Origin of the sequence: Burkholderia sp. FL-7-2-10-S1-D7, assembly GCF_001524185.1 — a bacterium.
GTDB classification, from domain to species: Bacteria; Pseudomonadota; Gammaproteobacteria; order Burkholderiales; family Burkholderiaceae; genus Burkholderia; species Burkholderia diffusa.
Genome location: NZ_LOWY01000014.1, coordinates 1 through 19,955, shown reverse-complemented (window position 1 = coordinate 19,955; position 19,955 = coordinate 1). Strand labels below are relative to the sequence as shown.

Sequence of the window (19,955 nt, the reverse complement as noted above, 5' to 3'; positions counted from 1 at the left end):
GCCGGGGTCAAACGGTTGCGGGTTCGGTGGCGGCTTGCGCCGCGCCAACGGCGACGACGGGAATCAGCACGGGCTTGCCGCCCGTCCGTTCGCCGGGCGTCGCGGGCCGGATCTGGCCGCGCGTCTCGACGAATTCGATGGTCGTGTCCGGCGCGTCGCTGTTCACGAAGTGGCGGAAGCGCTTGCGCGTGTCGGGATCGGTGACGGCCTTCTTCCATTCGCACTCGTAGGTGTCGACCACGTGCTGCATGTCGGCCTCGAGTTCGGCGCCGATCCCGAGCCGGTCATGCACGACGACGTCGATCAGGTAGTCGAGGCCGCCTTCGAGGTTGTCGCGCCACACGCTCGTGCGCTGCAGCCGGTCGGCCGTGCGCACGTAGAACATCAGGAAGCGATCGATGTAGCGGACCAGCGTGGCGCGGTCGAGATCGGACGCGAGCAGTTCCGCGTGGCGCGGCTTCATCCCGCCGTTGCCGCACACGTACAGGTTCCAGCCCTTCTCGGTCGCGATGATGCCGACGTCCTTGCCCTGCGCCTCCGCACACTCGCGCGTGCAGCCGGACACGCCGAACTTGATCTTGTGCGGCGCGCGCAGCCCCTTGTAGCGGTTCTCCAGGTCGATCGCGAGGCCGACCGAATCGTCGACGCCGTAGCGGCACCACGTCGACCCGACACACGACTTCACGGTGCGCAGCGCCTTGCCGTATGCGTGGCCCGATTCGAAACCGGCCGCGATCAGCTCCTCCCAGATCGACGGCAGCTGCTCGACACGTGCGCCGAACAGGTCGACACGCTGGCCGCCGGTGATCTTCGTGTAGAGCCCGTACTTCTGTGCGACCTGGCCGACCGCGATCAGCCCTTCCGGCGTGACTTCGCCGCCCGGCATGCGCGGCACGACCGAATACGTGCCGTCTCGCTGGATGTTCGCAAGGTAGTAGTCGTTCGAATCCTGCAGCCCGGCGTGCTCCTTCTTCAGCACGAATTCGTTGAAGCACGACGCGAGAATGCCCGCCACCGCCGGCTTGCACACGTCGCAGCCGAGGCCGTGGCCATGCTTCGCGAGCAGTTCGTCGAAAGTCGTGATGCGCTCGACGCGGATCAGGTGGAACAGTTCCTGGCGCGAATGCGGGAAGTGCTCGCACAGATGGTTGTTGACCGCGAGGCCCTGCTTCTTCATCTCGGCCTTCATGATCTGCGTGACGAGCGGCACGCAGCCGCCGCACGACGTGCCCGCGCCCGTGCACGACTTCAGCGCGCCGAGGCTCGTCGCGCCGTCGGCCACCGCCGCGCAGATCTGCGACTTCGACACGTTGTTGCACGAGCAGATCTGCGCGGCCGCCGGCAGCGCGTCGACGCCGATCGCGGGCTTCGCCGCGCCGTCCGACGACGGCAGGATCAGGAATTCCGGCGACTCGGGCAGCTCGATGCGGTTCAGCATCATCTGCAGCAGCGTGCCGTATTCGGCCGCGTCGCCGACCATCACCGCGCCGTGCAGGAACTTGCCGCAGTCCGACACCACCAGCTTCTTGTAGACCTGGCGGCGCTCGTCCGCGTACTGGTAGGTGCGGCTGCCGGCCGTCGCGCCGTGTGCGTCGCCGATGCTCGCGACGTCCACGCCCATCAGCTTCAGCTTGGTGCTCATGTCGGCACCGGCGAACGCGGCGTCGGCCGCATCGCCGCCGAGCTGCTTCGCGACCACGCGCGCCATGTCGTAGCCCGGCGCGACGAGGCCGTACACCATGCCGTTCCAGGCCGCGCATTCGCCGATCGCGTAGATGTCCGAATCGCTCGTGCGGCACGCGTCGTCGATCGCGACACCGCCGCGCGGGCCGATGTCGAGGCCGCACGCACGCGCCAGCTCGTCGCGTGCGCGGATACCGGCCGAGAACACGATCATGTCGGTGTCGAGATGCGAGCCGTCGGCGAACACCATCCGGTGCGTGCCTGCCTCGCCATCAACGATCTCGAGCGTGTTCTTGCCCGTATGCACGGTGACGCCGAGCGCCTCGATCTTCGCGCGCAGCATCCGGCCGCCGCCGTCGTCGACCTGCACCGCCATCAGCCGCGGCGCGAATTCGACGACGTGCGTGTCGAGCCCCATGTCGCGCAGCGCCTTCGCGCATTCGAGGCCGAGCAGCCCGCCGCCGATCACGACACCGCGCTTCGCGTGCGCGCCGCACGCCTGCATCGCTTCGAGATCCTCGATCGTCCGGTACACAAAGCAGCCCGCGCGATCGCGGCCCGGCACCGGCGGCACGAACGGACGCGAGCCCGTCGCGAGCACCAGCTTGTCGTATGCGAGCGTTTCGCCGGACGCGAGCGTGACCGTGTGCGCGGCACGGTCGATCGACGCGACCTGGGCGTTCAGCCGCAGGTCGAACTGCGGATGACGCTCGAAGAAGCCGGGTTCGACGAGCGACAGATCGTCCGCCGACTTGCCCGCGAAGAATTCCGACAGGTGCACGCGGTCGTACGCCGGGCGCGGTTCCTCGCCGAGCACCGTGACCTGCAGCGCGCCCGCCGCGCCGGCTTGCGCGGCGACGCATTCGAGGAGCTTGTGGCCGACCATCCCGTGGCCGATGACGATGAGTTTCATGATGACGTTTCCTTCGGTCGATCAGTTCATGGCGTTCGCGGCGGCCAGCGCGCGGTCGCGCAGTTCGTCCTCGCGAGCCTTGTGTTCTTCGCTGAAGCGCACGGCCATCGCGCACAGTGCGGTCGCGGTGACGACGAGCCCGAGCAGGCTCAGCGTGTGCTGCACGTCGCCGACGCCCTTCAGCAGGAAGGCCGCGGCCACCGCGCCGACGTTGCCGCCCGCGCCGACGATCCCCGCGACGCCGCCGAGCGCCTTGCGGTCGATGAACGGCACGAGCGCATAGGTCGCGCCGCAGGCCATGTGCGTGAAGAGGCCGAAGGTCAGCATCGCGACGAGCGCCATGGCGATGCCTTGCGCATGCGAGAACCAGATCAGCCCGAGCCCTTCGCCGACGATCAGCGCGCACAGCAGCGCAGCGCGCACGTCGAGGCTGCGGCGCGCGGCGATCTTGTCCGACAGCCAGCCGCCGAGCGCGCGCGCAAACAGCGCGAGCAGCCCGAACAGGCCGACCGCGAAACCGGCGTCCTTCAGCGACAACTGGAAGTGATCGACGTAGTACAGCGCGGCGATGTTGTGGATGAACACCTCGACGCCGAAGCACGCGCCGTACGTGACGAACAGCATCCACACGCGATAGTTGCCGCACGCTGCGACGAAGCTCGCCCAGCCGCCCTTCTTGCCGCTGTCGACCGTCACGCCCTGCTTGCGCAGCGCGACGAAGTCGCCTTGCGGGCAGTCCTGCGTGAAGCGCCAGTACGCCCAGGCCATCGCGAGCATCGCGACGCCCGGCACGACGAGCGCGATGCGCCACGACGCGTCGTCGCCGAAGCCGAGCATCAGACCAGCGGCGACCAGGAGCGGCATCATCGCCTGCGTCGCGCCCGCGCCCGCGTTGCCCCAGCCGGCCGTCGTCGCGTTCGCGGTGCCGACAACGTTCGGCGCGAACATCACCGACGTGTGGTACTGCGTGATCACGAAGCCCGCGCCGATCGCGCCGATGCCGAGCCGGCAGATCAGAAACGACAGGTAGTCGTGCGTGAACGACACCGCGAACACGGGAATCGCGCCGAGCACGAGCAGCCCGACATACACGCGGCGCGGGCCGAAGCGGTCGCACATCGGGCCGACCAGTAGCCGCACGGCGATCGTCGCGGCGACCGCGGCAATGTTGATGTTCGCGACCTGTGCCGCGGTGAGGTGGAATTCGCGCGCGATCAGCGGCATCAGCGGCGCGCACGCGAACCACGCGAAGAAGCACACGAAAAACGCCATCCACGTCATGTGGAACGCGCGCATCGGCGCGGTGCGGAAGCTGAAGAGATCGATACGGGTAGCTTTGTCGGTCATGTCATCCGCCAAACGAAAAACGGCGTCCTGCACACCCGGTCTCGTCGAGACCCGATATGTAGGACGCCGTTGCCCATGAAGCCCGTTGCCGGGCGCGTCAGTAATCGGTACTGCGGACGAATCGCCGTTGATTCGCCCGAACCAGCTTACGCAAACGCCGTGCCATGTCGGCCCGAATCGCGCTCGCGACCCCGCCGCACAAGGCTCGCCGGCCGTCGCACGCATCGCTGCGGTGCGCCGTGCACGACGCGTCGGGATGCAGCGAGGCACAGATGTGGTGCGCTGCAGCACTGTCGCCGTGCGACATCGCGGTGCGTGCTGACGGGGCACGATGCACGCCGATACGGCATCGCGCGCGCCGCTGTCCCCCGGCCGTATGCGGGTCGACATCCATCGCGGCCCGTTATGCCGCGCACATGGCAGCGCATTTCGCCGTGCATATCCCCGCGCATATCGCCCGCTAGCCGCCAGGTTCGCGCAGGTTGGCCCGGATATTGCTGAATCCTGTCCACACCGGCAACGGCGCCGGTGGGCAGTCCCCGCAAGTCAGGCCCGCCGTCGCAGGCGGGCGCAGCAGACCAGGACAACGACGTCCCCCGTGTTCGGCACGGCCGGATGCCGTGGTCGCCTCGACCGCCCGCCGCCGCCGCAAGCAACAACGCGTTTTCGACCGCCGCACGCACGCGGCACTGGAATACGACATGACGACTGGTAAAGTCACGCTGCTGGGCGCCGGCCCCGGCGATCCCGATCTCCTTACGCTGAAGGCCGTGAAGGCGCTGGCGGCCGCCGACGTGCTGCTGCTCGACGATCTCGTCGCGCCCGGCATCGCCGAACTTGCGCCGCACGCGCGCGTGATCCGCGTCGGCAAGCGCGGCGGCTGCCGCTCCACGCCGCAGGCATTCATCGAAAAACTGATGCGCCGCCATGCGCTGCGCGGCGCGCACGTCGTGCGCGTCAAGGGCGGCGACGCGCTGCTGTTCGGCCGCGCCGGCGAAGAGCTCGCGACGCTGCGCGCCGCCGGGATTCCGGTCGACATCATCAACGGCATTTCGTCCGGATTCACGGCCGCCGCGAGCCTCGGCATCTCGCTCACGCACCGCGAGCACTGCCAGGGCGTCACGTTCGTCACAGCACACCGCCAGGACCACGGCGAGCCCGACTGGGCGGCACTTGCGGCAACCGGCACCACGCTCGCGATCTACATGGGCATGAGCCGCGTCGACAGCATCGCGGCGGGCCTGCTCGCCGCATTGCCGGCGTCGACGCCGGCGGCGGCCGTGCAATGGGCCGGCGCGCCCGACGAACGCCGCTGGACCGGCACGCTCGGCAATCTCGCGCGCGGTATCGAGGCAGCGCGGCTCGGCAGCCCGGCCGTGATCCTCGTCGGCGGCGCGATCGGGGAAGCGGCCGTGCACGATGCGCCGCACGCAGGTGCCGCGATCGAAACGACCTTGTCCCGGGCCGCGTAGCATGCGTGACACCACGCGGCACCGGCCGCCCACCTATGATGAAAGCAGCGGCGCGCCTCGCACCGACCGCCAGAGCGCCGCACGCGGTGCCGACACGATGTCCGCACGGGGCCACTGCGCCCGATCCGCGTATCGTCGCGCCGCGATTTTGCCGCCGCCGTTTGCCTCATGAGTACGCCTGCTCCACCCTCGCGCCTGCGCGTGCTGCTCGTCACCGACACCGACAAGCCGATCGGCGAACTCGGCGACGCGCTCGCGCGCCTCGGCTACGAGATGCTCAACGACGTCGCGACGCCCGCGCGCCTGCCCGCCGCCGTCGAGGAGCAGCGCCCCGACGTCGTGATCATCGATACCGATTCGCCGTCGCGCGACACGCTCGAGCAACTCGCCGTGATGCACGCGACCGCGCCACGCCCCGTGCTGATGTTCAGCCACGATGCCGACCAGGCGCTGATTCACGCGGCGGTCGGCGCCGGCGTCAGCGCGTATCTCGTCGAAGGCCTGTCGGCCGAGCGCCTCGCGCCGATCCTCGAAGTCGCGCTCGCGCGCTTCTCGCACGACGATGCATTGCGCCGCCGGCTCGCCGATGTCGAGCGCGAGCTCGCCGAACGCAAGCTGATCGATCGCGCGAAGCGCCTGCTGATGGATCAGCGCAGGCTGTCCGAGCACGATGCGTATGCGTTGCTGCGCAAGCGCGCGATGGATCAGGGCCAGCGCATCGTCGACATCGCGCGGCAACTGCTCGATGCGACCCACCCGTCATGAATGCCATGAAACCTTCGCCTCCCGCCGCGCCGGAACGCGCGCATCTTCGCCTCGGGTTCGTCGCGCTCAGCGACGCCGCCCCGCTGATCGTCGCGCAGCACCTGAATCTCGGCGCACGCCACGGCCTGACGCTGGAGCTGTGCCGCCAGCCATCCTGGGCCGCCGTGCGCGACAAGCTGCTGACCGGCGAACTCGACGCCGCGCACGCGCTGTACGGGCTCGTGTGCGGGCTGCAGGTCGGCATCGGCGGCCCGCAGACCGACATGGCCGCGCTGATGGTGCTGAACCGCAACGGACAGGCGATCACGTTCGCCCGCGGCCTTGCCGACGCGTACCGCGCAAGCGGCGACGTCCGCGCGGCGCTCGCGACACTCGGCCGCAAGCCGCTGCTCGCGCAGACCTTCCCGACCGGCACGCACGCGATGTGGCTGAACCACTGGCTCGCGTCACACGGCGTCGATCCGCTGCGCGACGTGCGCAGCGTCGTGATTCCGCCGCCCGAGATGGTCGCGGCGCTCGCGAGCGGCGAGCTCGACGGCTTCTGCGCGGGTGAGCCGTGGCACGCGGTGGCCGAAGCCTGCGGCGCGGGCCGGACCGTCGCCGTCACCAGCGAGGTCTGGCCCGATCATCCGGAGAAGGTGCTCGCGACCCGGCGCGATTTCGTCGCGCTGTATCCCGCCACCGCGCGTGCCCTGATCCGCACGCTCGTCGATGCGTGCGCGTGGCTCGACGATGCCGCGCACCGTCGCGACGCGGCCGACTGGCTCGCGTCGCCCAACGCGCTCGGCGTGCCGGCCCGGCTGATCGCGCCGCGTCTGCTCGGCGACTACGGCGCGGGGCCGTTCGCGCAGCCGCCGCTGCCGATCCGTTTCCACGACGGCGGCGCCGTGAACCGGCCGGATCCGCAGGAAGGCCGCTGGTTCCTGTTGCAATACCGGCGCTGGGGCATGCTCGACGGCACGCAGGACGACGCGGCAATCGCCGCGGCGATCGCGCAGACGGCGTTGTATGATGCTGCGGTTGCCGAAGGCGAGGCGGCGGGCGGGTGATCCCGGCACGGGGTGCCGGGGCCGCCGCGCAGCGCCATGCCGTGCCCAGCGGAACGCCTGACGCGATGCGCCGGTCCGCGCCGGCCCGCCGCGCGGCATGGACGCACCTGCGTTCGTGCCGCCACTCCGTCCCCATTCAGAATCGATGCCGAAACGAACGCGCACGCCGCTCGACGTGCTGCTCACCGAAATCCGTGCGTGCCGCGCGTGCGAAGCCGACCTGCCGCTCGGCCCGCGCCCCGTCGTGCGCGCGCATCGCGACGCCCGCATCCTGATCGTCGGGCAGGCGCCCGGCGCCCGCGTCCATGCGAGCGGCATCCCGTGGGCCGATGCGAGCGGCAAGCGGCTGCGTGACTGGCTCGGCGTCGACGCCGACACGTTCTACGACGAGACACGCTTCGCGATCGTGCCGATGGGCTTCTGCTACCCGGGCCGCGGCGCGAGCGGCGACAACCCGCCGCGCCCCGAATGCGCACCGCTGTGGATCGACCGGCTGCTCGCCGAATTGCCGTCGATCCGGCTGACGCTGCTGGTCGGCCAGTACGCGCAGCGGCATTTCCTGCGCGACACGCGCAAGGCGACGCTGACCGACACCGTGCAGGCATGGCGCGACTACGGCCACGACGTGATGCCGCTGCCGCATCCGTCGCCGCGCAACCAGGCGTGGTTCAAGCACCGTCCGTGGTTCGACGCCGAGATCGTGCCCGAACTGCGCCGGCGCGTCGCGCCAATGATCGCCGGCTGACGAAGCCGACCGCACCCGACTCCGTATCCGAATGACTCAGACCGACATCGACTTTTCCTGCACCGGCTGCGGCCGTTGCTGCCACGACCTGCGCATTCCGCTGACCGTCGCCGAGGCCACCGCATGGCTGCGGCGCGGTGGCCACGTGGAGCTGTTGTGCGACGCCATGCCATGGCCCGTCGAACCGGCGCCCGACGACGCGTTCGCCGCGTACAAGCGGGCACGTTCGTCGCCCGCGCTCAGCGGCTCGCTGCCGGTACGCGTCACCACCCTGCTCACCGCGTCGCATGCCGGGCCGTGCCCGAATCTACTCGACGACATGCGCTGCGGGATCTACGACGAACGGCCGCTGGTGTGCCGGATCTACCCGGCCGAGGTCAATCCGTTCGTACCGCTGCTGCCGGACGGCAAGCAGTGCCCGCCCGACGCATGGCAGCAGACGCCGCTCACCCGCGGCGGCACGATCGTCGATGCGCACACGCGCGAAAACATCGCGCGCGCGCGGGCCGCGAGCGAGGCCGAGACGCCGTTGCGCGCGCGACTGTGCGCGGCGCTCGGCATCGATACGGCAGCGGTCGCGAACGAAGGCTTCGCGATTCATGCGCCGCCCGCCGACAGCCTGCTGGCCGCGCTGAGCGCGCTCGACGATGCGCGCGCGACGGCCGCCGCCGAGCCCGCCCCGACGGCATGGACGCTGCTCACGAATCGTCGCGCGACCGACGACACGCTCCGATCGGTCGGCGCATCCAGCCAGCTCGCGACCGACGAGGCCGACACACGCTGCCGCTACCTGGGCTTTCATCCGGCCGCCTGACTGCCCTGTCGCCGGGCGGGCGCACACCGCCCGGCCGGCCTGCGCGGATCGCGCCCACGGATTCCGGCCGCGCCCGGTTCGCTGTACCATCGCGGCTCAACCGCGTCACGAACAGCAGAATCCTTCATGCCCTCCACCGCCCCGCCGCGCCTGTACGGGATGCCCGAACGCAGCGACCGGCTCGATTTCTACATCCGCGACCAGGCGTCGCGCCAGGCGATCACCGAGCCGCACCGGCACGCGTATTTCCAGATCCAGTTCAATCTCGGCGGCGACACCGAACAGCGGATCGGCGGCGTCACGCGGCCATTTCCGCGCGGCGCGCTCGCGTTCGTGCTGCCGCATCGCGAGCACCTGATTCCGCATCCGGAAGGCGCGCACTTCATCGTGATCAACTTCAGCCAGGCGTTCCTGCGCGCCGATCTCGACGTCGATCCGCTCGATCTCGAGGATGTCCCCGCGCACCGCTTTCCCGAGCTGACGCCGTTCCGCTTCCAGGAACATCTCGACTTCATCCTGACCGGCGACGCCTTCGACGAGGCGCGCCGCCTCGCGCTGTGCATGCTCGATGCCGACCGCGTGCGCACCTTCGGCTCGAGCACGTTGCTGCGCGGCTATCTGCTGCAGCTGATCGGGCTCGTCTGCACGCAATACGCGGGCGCGCTCGACAAGCTCGCGCAGCGCGGTGCCCAGCGCGCGGGCCGGCGCGACGCGCTCGCGCGCGTGATGCGCCACGTGCGCGCGAACCTGACCCGCGAGGACCTGACGCTCGCCGCCACCGCCGAGGCCGCCTTTTTGTCGCCGAACTACCTCGCACACCTGGTACGCAAGGAAACCGGCAGCACCTTCACCGATCTTGTGACCGAGCGCCGGATCGCGCTCGCGCAATCGCTGCTCGCGCATACGAGCCGGCGCATCGCCGACATCGCGCGCTCCGTCGGCTTTCGCGACGAAGGGTATTTCGCGCGGCGCTTCCGCGCGCGGGTCGGCGTGTCGCCGAAGGCGTACCGGGACGCGAACGCCGCGCTGCCGGCCGGCGACGACGCGCCGGCGGGCGGCGACGCGTAGATTTGTCCGGTTAAAACGCAGTTGCGTCGCATCCGGGCGCGCATGCGTCGGGTATCGTTCCATGCATGCCGGCCCGCGGTGCATTGCGCGGGCGACGGCATCCGTCTTTTCATCGAACGAGGCCATCCGATGTCCGCATACGTCATCGACGCTTCCGAGCGTCCTTCCGTCGAAGTCGAACAGTCGTCCGCGCGCTTTCCGGTGCGCCGCGTCTTCTGCGTCGGCCGCAACTACGCCGACCACGCGCGCGAAATGGGCGCCGATCCCGACCGCGAACCGCCGTTCTTCTTCACGAAGCCGGCCGACGCGATCGTCCCGGCCGCCGGCACCGTCCCGTATCCGCCGCTGACCAGCGACCTCCATCACGAAATCGAGCTGGTCGTCGCGATCGGCAAGGACGGCCGGTCGATCGACCCGGCCGACGCGCTGTCGCACGTGTGGGGTTACGGCGTCGGCGTCGACCTCACGCGCCGCGACCTGCAGGCCGAGGCGAAGAAGCTGAGCCGGCCGTGGGACTGGGCGAAGGGCTTCGATGCGTCGGGCCCCGTGACCGCGCTGCGCGCGGCGGCCGCGACCGGCCATCCGGCAAGCGGCCGGATCTGGCTCGCGGTCAACGGCGAAACGCGCCAGCAAGGCGATCTCGCGGACATGATCTGGGCCGTGCCGGACGTGATCGCGTACGTGTCGCGCTCGGTCGAGCTGAAGGCCGGCGACCTGATCTTCACCGGCACGCCGGCCGGTGTCGGCGCGCTGCAGCCGGGCGACCGCGTGACGGGTGGCGTCGACGGCGTGGCGACGTTCGAGTTCGTGATGGGGGCAAAGCCGTAAGGCATCGTGCGGGCGCACGTGACGCGCCGTGACGCGCCGTCCGTCCGACGGCCGTCGCGTCGCATCGTGCCGCTCCTTGCCGATCCGGGCAGCGATCGCATCGCGCCGAATCGGCGTGCCATTCTTGTCCCGTCGATCACGCGCCGCGTTCACGTGCGTCGAAAATTCGAACGCACACCGCAGCCGCCAGCGCCATCACCGCTGACAACAGCATCATGACCAGCGGCGCATGACCGGCGTTGCCGACGGTCAGCACAGCGCCCGTCAGCGACGATAGCGCCGCGCCGCCCGCGATCGTCATCGCCCCGGCCAGCCCCGAGGCGCTACCGGCCAGTTCCGGCCGCACCGACATCGCACCCGCATGCGCGCCCGGATTCGACAACCCGTTGCCGATGCCGATCAGCACGCACGGCCCGAACCATGCGATCGGGTGCGTCGCTCCTCCGAAAAACAACGCGAGCCCGATCGCCGGCCCCATGCACGCGACCACGCGTCCGCACAGAATCGTCGTGGCGAGCGGATAGCGATGCGCGTGATGCGCGGCCAGAAAGCTGCCGCACACGAACCCGGCCGTGATCGTCCCCATGTAGAAGCCGATCTCCGCCGGCGGGATACGGAACACGGCCTGGGCGGCGAGCGGCGCGCCGGCCAGGAACGCATAGAACGCGCCGGTCGAAAACGCCATGCAAAGCGCGTAGGACCAGAAACGGCGCGCTCCGAGTAGCGCCGGATATGCGCGAAGCTGCTGGGCAAGCGTCGTGGCACGCATCGTATGCGTCTCCGCGAGATCGAACGCGCACCAGCCGAGCAGCACAAAACCGCACGCACCGAGCAGCCAGAAGCTCGCGCGCCAGCCGACCGTCTGATCGAGCACGCCGCCGAGCGTCGGTCCGATCATCGGCGCGAACGCGGCCGCCATCGCTGCATAGCCGATCCGGCTCGCCGCGCGCGCGCCGTCCGCGGTGTCGCGCAGCGTCGCCATGGACACCGGATAGACCGACGTGATCGCTGCCTGCATCAGCCGGCACGCGAGGAACACGCGGATATCGGTCACCATCGCGCAGCCCAGCGACCCGAGCGTGAAGATGCCGAGGCTCGTCAGCATGATCGGCCGCCGCCCGAACCGGTCCGACAGCGGCCCCATCACGAACTCCAGCGACGCGGCTACCGCCGCGTAGCCGCCAAGCGACAGCGTAACGAGTGCATAGTCGGCGCGCAGGTCGCGCGCGATCGCCGGCAGCGACGGCAGGAACAGGCTCAACGGCAGCACCGAGAACGCGCACAGCAGGATCAGCGTCGCGTGTCGAGGTGTAGTCCGGCCGGAAGCGATCGGCAGGTTCGGTTGCAAGCGGATGCCCTCCGCGCACACGCCGCGCGGCCGTGCGTAGCGCAAAAAGTACGTTCTTCGTGGATTTCCGTGGATGTCGCTTACCGACCCACAAGGGACAGTGGTACTTCTCTGAAGCGGCCATTCACTGAGAGGCGAGCCTTCCGGTGACCGGGTGTTCCGAGCTATTGATTCTCGGCCCGTCCCTCATAATCCCCCAATCTCTCATAGACGATAGCGAAGCAGTCGCCCAGTTCCTGTTGAAGACGGTCACGTATCGTGGCCGCGCTCGCTTCAAAGCGCTCGTATTCAGGCGCGTCCCATGGCCCCGGGTCTGGAGGGTATTCCCAGTTGAGCAATAGGTCATGCCACGCCGTCATTTCCGCAAGCTTTCTGCGCGTTTCATCAGCTAGCGGCATCGAGTCCTCAATTGGACCAACCCCGTATGCGCTGCGAGTAGTGTCGTCTCCCGCCCAAATACAACCGCCGCCCCATTCGAGCATGCGTCCTAGTCGACATTTTTTCAGTCATCGCAAGCTTCCGCGTCCGGGATAACCTCAAGTGCGGATAGCACGACCTTGAAGAACTCTTCCGCAAGCGCGTAATACTCCGCAGCTTCGGGTCTCCCGGCCGGGAACTCGTGCATGAAGCTTCTGCCGCGGTCGATAAGGAAGCTGATCGGTCGATAATTCTCGCTAAACCAGCAAGCAATCGTGTGATTGACCGCACTGGACAACTGATAGATCGTCGCGTCGCGCCGATACAGACGAAGTTCGAGAAAGCGCTTGTCATTCAACTGGCGCTGCAATGAAGCAATTTGCTCGAGCAACCGATTGAACTGCGTTGTCAAGGCGGCCACCTCTCATGGGTTCGTTGTTCGCAGACAGTCTGAATCAGCTTCGATGAGGTTATTTGCCTCGTGATTTGCTGGATATCAAACTGTCTCCGTTCGGTATGAATCCGGCCAAGAATGCAAACACGCCGGTGTTCGATTGTCAGCGATCCGCACTGAGGTGTCGACCGTCTGCTTCTGGCCGCCCCCTGACGCCGGCGCATGTAACAGCCGCGAACTCCCGTTGTCCTTACGCCGTCTTCCGATCATGAAGCGTAGTCACACCGGGGAGCCTTTTTGCCGTTCGGCCGGAAGGTTCAGAAAGTCACCGGATAAGCTATCTGAACACTCGAGCCCATACCGCCCGAAGGCGTCGCGCGCGGTCTTCGAAGAGATAGGAGGCCGCCAGTGTCAAGAGACCTGAAATTACACCCGTCAGGATGTGCTCGACATAGGGGATTCGGTAGTGACTCGTGTGCGAGTAGACGTCGCCCAGCATTGTCAGGAAGCCAACGACCAGCGCATTGCCGTATCGATGCGCGTAGAGTTTTGCCCCAGGCGTGAAAGTCAAAAGTACGGCCAGGAGGCCAGTGAGCAAACCCGTATGAAATGCAATCGTCCAGTGGGCAACGCTCGTAATACTGCCCCAGCTCCCCGGCATGCAGGTCATGCACGCACTGGTCGGCTGCCAGAAACGCTGGATAAATAGCCTTGCACGGTGCTTCCATTCGATTGACATGATGCATTCCCATCAATGCCGTTGTCACGACCGACGCCACCGCACGTATCGTTGAAGGCGTTTCCAAACCCTTTGATGAGCTTGCCACCCTCGTCACGGATGGTTGGCGGTGCGTCTCAGAGGCCGAGCAATAACCTGGACATGGGGAATACTACTCCACGATCAGACGGCCGCTGTTTCGACCGGGGCCGGCATTCAACGCTTGCGTTTATCGGTGTGGTCCCGTCCATGACGGGCATCGAACGATGCGCTTCCGCGCGAAGTCGCGCGTCCGGCATCGACCCGTTGCCGACCATCTATCAGTCGCCACCTCGACGGCCGCTCCCAGGGGAGCACCGGCCGTCGGTCACAGATGCCCCCACGCCGGTCGGCAATCCCGTACCGCGCCCGGCGTGCAGGTCGTCGACCGGGCATGCGGCCGGCCTGTCACGTCGCCACCAACCCGGCGAGTCACATGTATCGACGCAAGGCTCATCGAATTGAGCCTGCAACGAGGTCTCAAGATTTCAATCCCATCGCCTCGAGGGGGACCCATGGGACCGAGGGGCAAAAATCGGGTTCATCGCGGGAAACCGTGGAGCGTTTGAGGACGATTGCGTAACCTGACGCCTGACTTTAAGGACGTCAGGAGAAACAATTGCTCGATCGCAAGGCACTTCAGGCACTGGGCTGCTGGACGGGCTATCGGTTGGAGCGGGTGGAATGGCCGCAAGGAGAAGGCCGCACACTGTCGCTGTATTTGAAGCCGCTCAGCAAGGTCATGCACTGCGAGCAATGCGGTGCACGCTGCCAACAGATCCACGAGACGACAGTTCGCCGCGTTCGGGATCTGCCGCTGTTCGAGTATCGAGTGGTGCTGCATGTACCCCGCCGTCGAGTCTGGTGCGAACGCTGCGGTGGCCCGCGACTGGAGAAGCGGGACTGGCTGGGCCGCTACCAGAGAGTGACGGAGCGCTTCGCCAAGGCCTGCGAGAAGCTGCTGCAAGCGGCCAGCGTGCAAGCGGTCGCGGCCTTCTACGATCTGGGCTGGCACACGGTCAAATCGATCGACAAGATGCGGCTGAGGGCCCGCGTGGCCGAGCCGGACTGGTCAACGATCCGCTATCTGGCGATGGACGAGTTCGCGCTCCATAAAGGTCATCGCTACGCCACGGTGGTGGTCGATCCGATTGGTCGGCAAGTGCTCTGGATTGGATCGGGACACTCGCGCGAGACGGCCAGAGCCTTCTTCGAACAACTTCCCGCGGGCGCGGCCGAGCGTATCGAAGCGGTTGCGATCGATATGACTACGGCCTACGAGCTGGAGATCAAGGCGCAGTGCCCACGAGCCGAAGTCGTCTACGACCTGTTCCACGTCGTCGCCAAGTATGGGCGCGAAGTAATCGATCGGGTGCGGGTCGATCAGGCCAATCAGTTGCGCCATGACCGTCCGGCCCGGAAGGTCCTGAAGTCCAGCGGCTGGCTGCTGCTGCGCAACCGCCACAACCTGAAGCCCGAGCAGTCCGTGCATCTGAAGGAACTGCTGGCTGCCAATCAGCCCCTGTTGTGCGTCTACGTGCTACGCGACGAACTCAAGCGACTCTGGTTCTACCGGAAGCCTGCCTGGGCGGAAAAGGCCTGGGAACAATGGATCGAGCAAGCACGGCAAAGCGGGATTGCCGCGCTGCAACTGTTTGCAAAGCGTCTGCAGGGGTACTGGCACGGCATCCTCGCCCGCTGCCGCCATCCGCTCAATACCAGCGTCGTCGAAGGCATCAACAACACCATCAAGGTCATCAAGCGTCGTGCTTACGGGTACCGCGACGAGGAATACTTCTTCCTCAAGATCCGCGCCGCGTTCCCCGGTAATCTACGATGAACCAAAAATCGGCCGCCGCGACGCCGATCTTTGCAGGTGCGGAGCAGCTCGCGCTCAGCCGGAAATCGGGTAGCCGCTCGAGCAGCGCGCCCTCATCACCGAGAGGAAGCGGCTGCGTCAATTGGGCATTTCGTGACACTTCGGCCTGCAACGACGACGCATATCGTCTTCCGGCACGTCATCGCGACAGGCTGGCGCGCAAACGTCGCGGCAGGCTGGGCGTCAGCGTGTCGTGATGCGTCATTCAGTGCGGTCAGCGCAGCGTTCGGAAACTCACACGAAGCTCTTCCGATAGCGCCTGAGGCTGCTCCCACGCTGCAAAGTGCCCACCTTTCGACAAACGATTGAAGTGAACCAGCCTGGGATACGCGGCTTCCGCCCAACGCTTCGGCGCAGCGTAGATCTCGTCCGGAAAGACGCTGACGGCCACCGGAATCGCAACATGTTTCGGGGCAAAGAAGCTCAGCTTGCTCTCCCAGTACAGTCGTGCCGATGAGACAGATGTGTTTGTCAACCAGTACAACGTGACGTTGTCGAGAACGTCGTCTCGTGTCAGCCCGTCAGACTCTCCATTGAAGACGCGTGTGATGAGTGCGAGGCCCGAGGCATCGTGGTCCAGCATCCACGCTGCGAGGCCGACGGGCGAGTCTTCGACCGCATATAACGTCTGCGGTCGGTTTGCCATTTCCTGCGCATAACCGAGCCCGTGCTTATAGAAGAAATCGAGTTGGTCGAACGCGTGTTTTTCATCGGATGTGAGCCCGGACGGTGCCGGATCGCCGAATTTTAGCGCCGTCGCGATGTTGTCCGGCACGGTTGCCGGCATGTTGGTGTGAATGCCGAGCAGCCCCGGCGGTTTCAACAGGGCCATTTGCTCCGTGACCGCATTTCCCCAATCACCGCCTTGCGCGACGTATCGCTCGTACCCGAGACGTTGCATCAGCGCGACCCACGCGCGAGCGATGCGCTGTGGATCCCAGCCGGTCGTCGTTGGTTTGCCCGAGAAACCGTACCCGGGCAACGACGGAATCACGACGTCGAAAGCATCCGACGGCGACCCGTCATGTGCTGTCGGATTCGTTAGTGGATCGACAATTTTCAGCTGTTCGACGATCGAACCCGGCCAGCCGTGCGTGACGATGATCGGTAACGCGTTTTGATGTTTCGACCGCACATGAATGAAGTGAATGTCGAGCCCATCGATTTCGGTAACGAATTGTGGCAACGCGTTGAGCCTTGCCTCGACCTTGCGCCAGTCGTATCTCGTCGCCCAGTAGTCGGCGAGCTTTCGCATCGTCGCAAGCTGCACACCCTGCGAAGTATCGTGCACTGTCTCGCGCTCGGGCCACCGTGTTGCCTTGATGCGTCGCCGCAATTCGACGAGCTGAGACTCCGGCGCATGCACGCGCAACGGCCGGATCGCGGTTTCGTTGCCGCCGGCCGACGTGGCGATGTCGCCGACAGGTCTATCCTCCCCGGCGAAGGTGACCGCATTGAACGAGCCCGCCACAGCGGCTGCCACTGCGACGCCCATGAAATGACGGCGCGATGTGGCCGTCGGAGAAACATCAATTGACATACAAACTCCAGTTAGCAGTACGGAAAGTTAGTGAATCAAGCAATACAACGAGTGTGTCTATCGACTGCCTTTCACATCAGTACTGCTTATTTATGTTGATGAACAATACAGACCCGTTTTCCACGCTTACGCGAGATACCCCGTTACGCCATCCCAAAGCAGTTTCACCGCGGCCACCACCAGCAGTCCGTAGCAGACTCGATAAACCTGGCGTTGATCCAGTTTCGCGTGAAGTCGCCAACCGGTCACGACACCAGCAGGAATTGCGCAGAGGCAGACCGCCATCACGATCCAGACATTGCCCGTCGGCCTGGCCAGAAGCAGCCATGGCACTGCCTTGGTCGCGTTCCCCACGGTAAAGAACATGCTCGTCGTCCCCGCATACACCTCCTTGCTGAGGCCAAGGGGCAGCAGATACATTGCGAGCGGCGGGCCGCCCGAATGCGCGACCATCGTGGTCACGCCCGAGGCAAGACCCGCCGTGATCGCCTTGGGCCTGGAACGCGGACGGACCGTCAACGCTGCGCCTCCGACCAACCATAGTCCGACGAAGATCAGCGTAGTCGCCGCCATGACGATCGCGATCGCGCGGTGGTCGAGGAACCGGAAGGCCAGATAGCCGACGCCGATGCCCGCCACGAGTCCCGGCAAAAGCAGCATCAGGTCCGGCTTCGACCATGTCGAAGGCTTCCAGTAGCGCAATGCGAACAGATCCATTGCGATGAACAGCGGTGCAAGCATTCCGCCCGCAGTAACCGGATCCATCACCAACGACAGCAGCGGAATACCGACGATCGAAAAGCCGCCGCCGAAGGCCCCTTTCATGAACGAGATCAGGAATACACCCGTAAAGGCGATCAGGATCGTGATGAATGTCAGTTGCAGATCCATTCCGGTCGACGCAATCATCACGATAACCTCGCGTGGTCGACGTAACACGCGCCCAACAGGCGTGAAAATCCGGTCGCCCTTCCCCTTCTCGCATACGCAGGTTGGACGGTAATCGAAGAGGTGAAAGGCATATTGCGTCTCCATGGATGCTCCAGGACCAATCCGAAGCCTGCGCGGGTGTCGTCGAAACCAGACGCGTCCACATTGGCCGTAGAAGCTTTGCAAACCCAGTACAATCGGGCGACGAAGACAGAATGAACCGCCCCACCACTCGGTGCAATAAAAACATTGATCTCGGTGCAATATACATTGAACTCGGTGCATTGAATGTCAAAGTCCGAATACCTGAAGTTGGCCGACACGATCGCCGCAGACATTGCTGACGGAACGCTCAGGCCGGGCGACCGGCTTCCGCCACAGCGGAATTTCGCGGACCAGCGAAAGATCGCCGTGTCGACGGCCAGCAGGGTTTATGCAGAGTTGTTGCGACGAGGACTCGTCGTCGGCGAGGTCGGCAGGGGAACGTTCGTTTTGGGCGACGCCAGGCGCGGAGCAGCAGCGCCAAGTGAACCGCGGGACGTCCGGATTGATCTCGAGTTCAATTACCCGATACTTCCCGACCAAACGACACTCATCGCGAGAAGCCTGAGCGGGCTCGAAAGCGCTGCGGAGCTCGCGAGCGCCCTGGGTCAGGCAACAAGCAGTGGAACACCCACTCTCAGGACCGTCTCTGCCGCAAGCCTGGCGAACAATGGTTGGGCGCCTTCTCCTGAGCAGTTGGTCTTCACGGGGAATGGGCGACAAAGCATTGCCGCTGCGGTCGCCGCCATTGTTCCGACGGGCGGCCGCTGCGGCGTCGAAGCCTTGACCTACCCGTTTATCAAGGGCATCGCTGCGCGGCTGGGTATCACGCTCGTTCCGCTCGCGATGGACGAAGGCGGCGTGCGCCCCGACTCTGTGCTCAAAGCGCACCGGGAGGCGAATCTTTCGGCGATCTACATTCAGCCCGCCATCCAGAATCCGCTGGGCATGACGATGAATGCTGCGCGACGGGAAGATCTTTTGCGCGTCGTAGAGAAGCTCGGCATTCCCATCATCGAGGACAATGTGTACGGCTTCCTCGACGACGAGCCGCCGCTTGCGGCGCTCTCACCGGACAATTGCGTGGTGATCGACAGCCTTTCGAAGAAGGTAGCGCCGGGGTTGACGCTGGGATTCGTCGTGGCGCCGCGTCGGTTGCGTGAAGCCGTGATGGCGTCGGTGCGCTCGGGAGGATGGACTGCATCGGGATTTGCATTTGCGGCCGCGCAGCGCCTGATGAGCGACGGTACGGTTGCCGAACTCGCACGACTGAAACGCCTCGACGCCGTGGCCCGTCAGAAGCTGGCCGCCGACCGTCTGTCGGATTTCGACATTCAGACGAACGGAAAATGCTTTCATCTGTGGTTGACGCTTCCAGCCCATTGGCGCTCGCAGGCGCTAGTCGCAGCCGCGGCCCGGCGAGACATCGCGTTGACGCCCTCGACCACCTTCGCAGCGTCGCCCGGCCATGCGCCGAACGCTGTCAGGCTCGCGCTTGCTGCGCCAACAATGGACCAGCTCGACGCGGGTCTGCTCACACTGAGCGGAATCCTGAATGCAAGAGAAGAGGATTTCGATTCGACCGAATAAAGTCTGCGGCGAGACTCTGGATTGGCCCCTGGAGTCGTTGTACCAACATGCCGTATTGCTCCGACAGCAATATGTTGAATGATCCGAGAATATGATCGGTGCATTCTCTTGCGCATGCTTCGTGACCAGCAGAGTGCCGGCGGAGAAGATGTGCCGCTCTGTCTTCGCATGGGTTGTGACCGGCAGATAATGGCTGAAAAGGCAGCGTTCGGTCAGCCGGATAGAGTCATGCTCGAATGACGCTTATTGGCCGGCAGCGGTCTGAATCAACTGACCGCTGGCGCCTGCGGATTCAACCCGTCAGCGGCCATTCAGCGCGGAGCATTGCTGCTGGTAGGATTTACGTCCGGTTGGATGAAGCGGAGCAATTCAGC

Annotated in this window: 16 protein-coding genes; 9 read left to right on the top strand and 7 right to left on the bottom strand. The window is 65.9% G+C overall.

Annotated features, from left to right (window positions below):
* Window positions 1–7: 7 nt before the first annotated feature.
* Window positions 8–2,596: a nitrite reductase large subunit NirB gene (gene nirB / locus WS75_RS04635; RefSeq protein ID WP_059679373.1), complete on the bottom strand. Its 2,589-nt coding sequence runs from the start codon at window positions 2,594–2,596 to the stop codon at window positions 8–10.
* Window positions 2,597–2,617: 21 nt separating this feature from the next.
* Complete coding sequence (locus WS75_RS04630; protein ID WP_059679372.1) at window positions 2,618–3,943, bottom strand: MFS transporter; 1,326 nt, start codon at window positions 3,941–3,943, stop codon at window positions 2,618–2,620.
* Window positions 3,944–4,644: 701 nt separating this feature from the next.
* Here WS75_RS04630 and cobA point away from each other — a divergent pair.
* From cobA to WS75_RS04595, 7 genes are all read left to right on the top strand, one after another.
* Window positions 4,645–5,415 carry a uroporphyrinogen-III C-methyltransferase gene (cobA, locus tag WS75_RS04625; protein ID WP_059679713.1) on the top strand — a complete coding sequence of 257 codons (771 nt, stop codon included), beginning with the start codon at window positions 4,645–4,647 and terminating at the stop codon, window positions 5,413–5,415.
* Window positions 5,416–5,583: 168 nt separating this feature from the next.
* Window positions 5,584–6,180 carry an ANTAR domain-containing response regulator gene (locus WS75_RS04620; RefSeq protein ID WP_059679371.1) on the top strand — a complete coding sequence of 199 codons (597 nt, stop codon included), beginning with the start codon at window positions 5,584–5,586 and terminating at the stop codon, window positions 6,178–6,180.
* 5 nt (window positions 6,181–6,185) lie between these two features.
* Entirely contained in the window at window positions 6,186–7,229 is a 1,044-nt protein-coding gene (locus WS75_RS04615; RefSeq protein ID WP_059679712.1) for a CmpA/NrtA family ABC transporter substrate-binding protein, read from the top strand.
* Window positions 7,230–7,374: 145 nt separating this feature from the next.
* Window positions 7,375–7,974 carry a uracil-DNA glycosylase family protein gene (locus tag WS75_RS04610; protein ID WP_059679370.1) on the top strand — a complete coding sequence of 200 codons (600 nt, stop codon included), beginning with the start codon at window positions 7,375–7,377 and terminating at the stop codon, window positions 7,972–7,974.
* Between the two features lie 31 nt (window positions 7,975–8,005).
* Window positions 8,006–8,788, top strand: coding sequence for a YkgJ family cysteine cluster protein (locus tag WS75_RS04605; protein WP_059679369.1), 783 nt, complete (start codon window positions 8,006–8,008; stop codon window positions 8,786–8,788).
* Window positions 8,789–8,914: 126 nt separating this feature from the next.
* A complete protein-coding gene (locus WS75_RS04600) occupies window positions 8,915–9,856 on the top strand; it encodes a helix-turn-helix transcriptional regulator (RefSeq protein ID WP_059679368.1) in 942 nt (313 codons plus the stop codon).
* Between the two features lie 129 nt (window positions 9,857–9,985).
* The gene (locus tag WS75_RS04595) at window positions 9,986–10,684 is read left to right on the top strand and encodes a fumarylacetoacetate hydrolase family protein (RefSeq protein WP_059679711.1); all 699 of its coding nucleotides are present in this window, start codon (window positions 9,986–9,988) and stop codon (window positions 10,682–10,684) included.
* A 136-nt stretch (window positions 10,685–10,820) separates the two neighbouring features.
* On the opposite strand, the gene WS75_RS04590 is transcribed toward WS75_RS04595, so the two are convergent.
* From WS75_RS04590 to WS75_RS04580, 3 genes are all read right to left on the bottom strand, one after another.
* Entirely contained in the window at window positions 10,821–12,032 is a 1,212-nt protein-coding gene (locus tag WS75_RS04590) for an MFS transporter (RefSeq protein ID WP_059679710.1), read from the bottom strand.
* Window positions 12,033–12,534: 502 nt separating this feature from the next.
* On the bottom strand, window positions 12,535–12,861 hold the full coding sequence (locus WS75_RS04585) for a hypothetical protein (protein ID WP_156429708.1): 327 nt from the start codon (window positions 12,859–12,861) through the stop codon (window positions 12,535–12,537).
* Window positions 12,862–13,180: 319 nt separating this feature from the next.
* Window positions 13,181–13,582 (bottom strand): hypothetical protein, encoded by a 402-nt coding sequence (locus tag WS75_RS04580; RefSeq protein ID WP_059679366.1) that lies wholly within the window; start codon window positions 13,580–13,582, stop codon window positions 13,181–13,183.
* A 637-nt stretch (window positions 13,583–14,219) separates the two neighbouring features.
* On the opposite strand from WS75_RS04580, the gene WS75_RS04575 reads away from it, so the two are divergent.
* Window positions 14,220–15,440, top strand: coding sequence for an ISL3 family transposase (locus WS75_RS04575; RefSeq protein ID WP_059679365.1), 1,221 nt, complete (start codon window positions 14,220–14,222; stop codon window positions 15,438–15,440).
* Between the two features lie 253 nt (window positions 15,441–15,693).
* On the opposite strand, the gene WS75_RS04570 is transcribed toward WS75_RS04575, so the two are convergent.
* Both WS75_RS04570 and WS75_RS04565 read right to left on the bottom strand, forming a co-directional pair.
* A complete protein-coding gene (locus tag WS75_RS04570; RefSeq protein ID WP_059679364.1) occupies window positions 15,694–17,019 on the bottom strand; it encodes an epoxide hydrolase family protein in 1,326 nt (441 codons plus the stop codon).
* Window positions 17,020–17,145: 126 nt separating this feature from the next.
* On the bottom strand, window positions 17,146–18,054 hold the full coding sequence (locus WS75_RS04565; protein ID WP_257129320.1) for a sulfite exporter TauE/SafE family protein: 909 nt from the start codon (window positions 18,052–18,054) through the stop codon (window positions 17,146–17,148).
* A gap of 183 nt (window positions 18,055–18,237) precedes the next feature.
* Here WS75_RS04565 and WS75_RS04560 point away from each other — a divergent pair, with 183 nt between their 5' ends.
* On the top strand, window positions 18,238–19,581 hold the full coding sequence (locus WS75_RS04560; RefSeq protein ID WP_059679362.1) for an aminotransferase-like domain-containing protein: 1,344 nt from the start codon (window positions 18,238–18,240) through the stop codon (window positions 19,579–19,581).
* Window positions 19,582–19,955: the final 374 nt, after the last annotated feature.

What these genes read in the sequence shown, in the direction of transcription:
- nirB (WP_059679373.1), bottom strand. Translation starts at nt 2,596, where the DNA reads ATGAAACTCATCGTCATCGGCCACGGGATGGTCGGCCACAAGCTCCTC.
- WS75_RS04630 (WP_059679372.1), bottom strand. Translation starts at nt 3,943, where the DNA reads ATGACCGACAAAGCTACCCGTATCGATCTCTTCAGCTTCCGCACCGCG.
- cobA (WP_059679713.1), top strand. Translation starts at nt 4,645, where the DNA reads ATGACGACTGGTAAAGTCACGCTGCTGGGCGCCGGCCCCGGCGATCCC.
- WS75_RS04620 (WP_059679371.1), top strand. Translation starts at nt 5,584, where the DNA reads ATGAGTACGCCTGCTCCACCCTCGCGCCTGCGCGTGCTGCTCGTCACC.
- WS75_RS04615 (WP_059679712.1), top strand. Translation starts at nt 6,186, where the DNA reads ATGAAACCTTCGCCTCCCGCCGCGCCGGAACGCGCGCATCTTCGCCTC.
- WS75_RS04610 (WP_059679370.1), top strand. Translation starts at nt 7,375, where the DNA reads ATGCCGAAACGAACGCGCACGCCGCTCGACGTGCTGCTCACCGAAATC.
- WS75_RS04605 (WP_059679369.1), top strand. Translation starts at nt 8,006, where the DNA reads ATGACTCAGACCGACATCGACTTTTCCTGCACCGGCTGCGGCCGTTGC.
- WS75_RS04600 (WP_059679368.1), top strand. Translation starts at nt 8,915, where the DNA reads ATGCCCTCCACCGCCCCGCCGCGCCTGTACGGGATGCCCGAACGCAGC.
- WS75_RS04595 (WP_059679711.1), top strand. Translation starts at nt 9,986, where the DNA reads ATGTCCGCATACGTCATCGACGCTTCCGAGCGTCCTTCCGTCGAAGTC.
- WS75_RS04580 (WP_059679366.1), bottom strand. Translation starts at nt 13,582, where the DNA reads ATGTCAATCGAATGGAAGCACCGTGCAAGGCTATTTATCCAGCGTTTC.
- WS75_RS04570 (WP_059679364.1), bottom strand. Translation starts at nt 17,019, where the DNA reads ATGTCAATTGATGTTTCTCCGACGGCCACATCGCGCCGTCATTTCATG.
- WS75_RS04565 (WP_257129320.1), bottom strand. Translation starts at nt 18,054, where the DNA reads ATGGAGACGCAATATGCCTTTCACCTCTTCGATTACCGTCCAACCTGC.
- WS75_RS04560 (WP_059679362.1), top strand. Translation starts at nt 18,238, where the DNA reads ATGTCAAAGTCCGAATACCTGAAGTTGGCCGACACGATCGCCGCAGAC.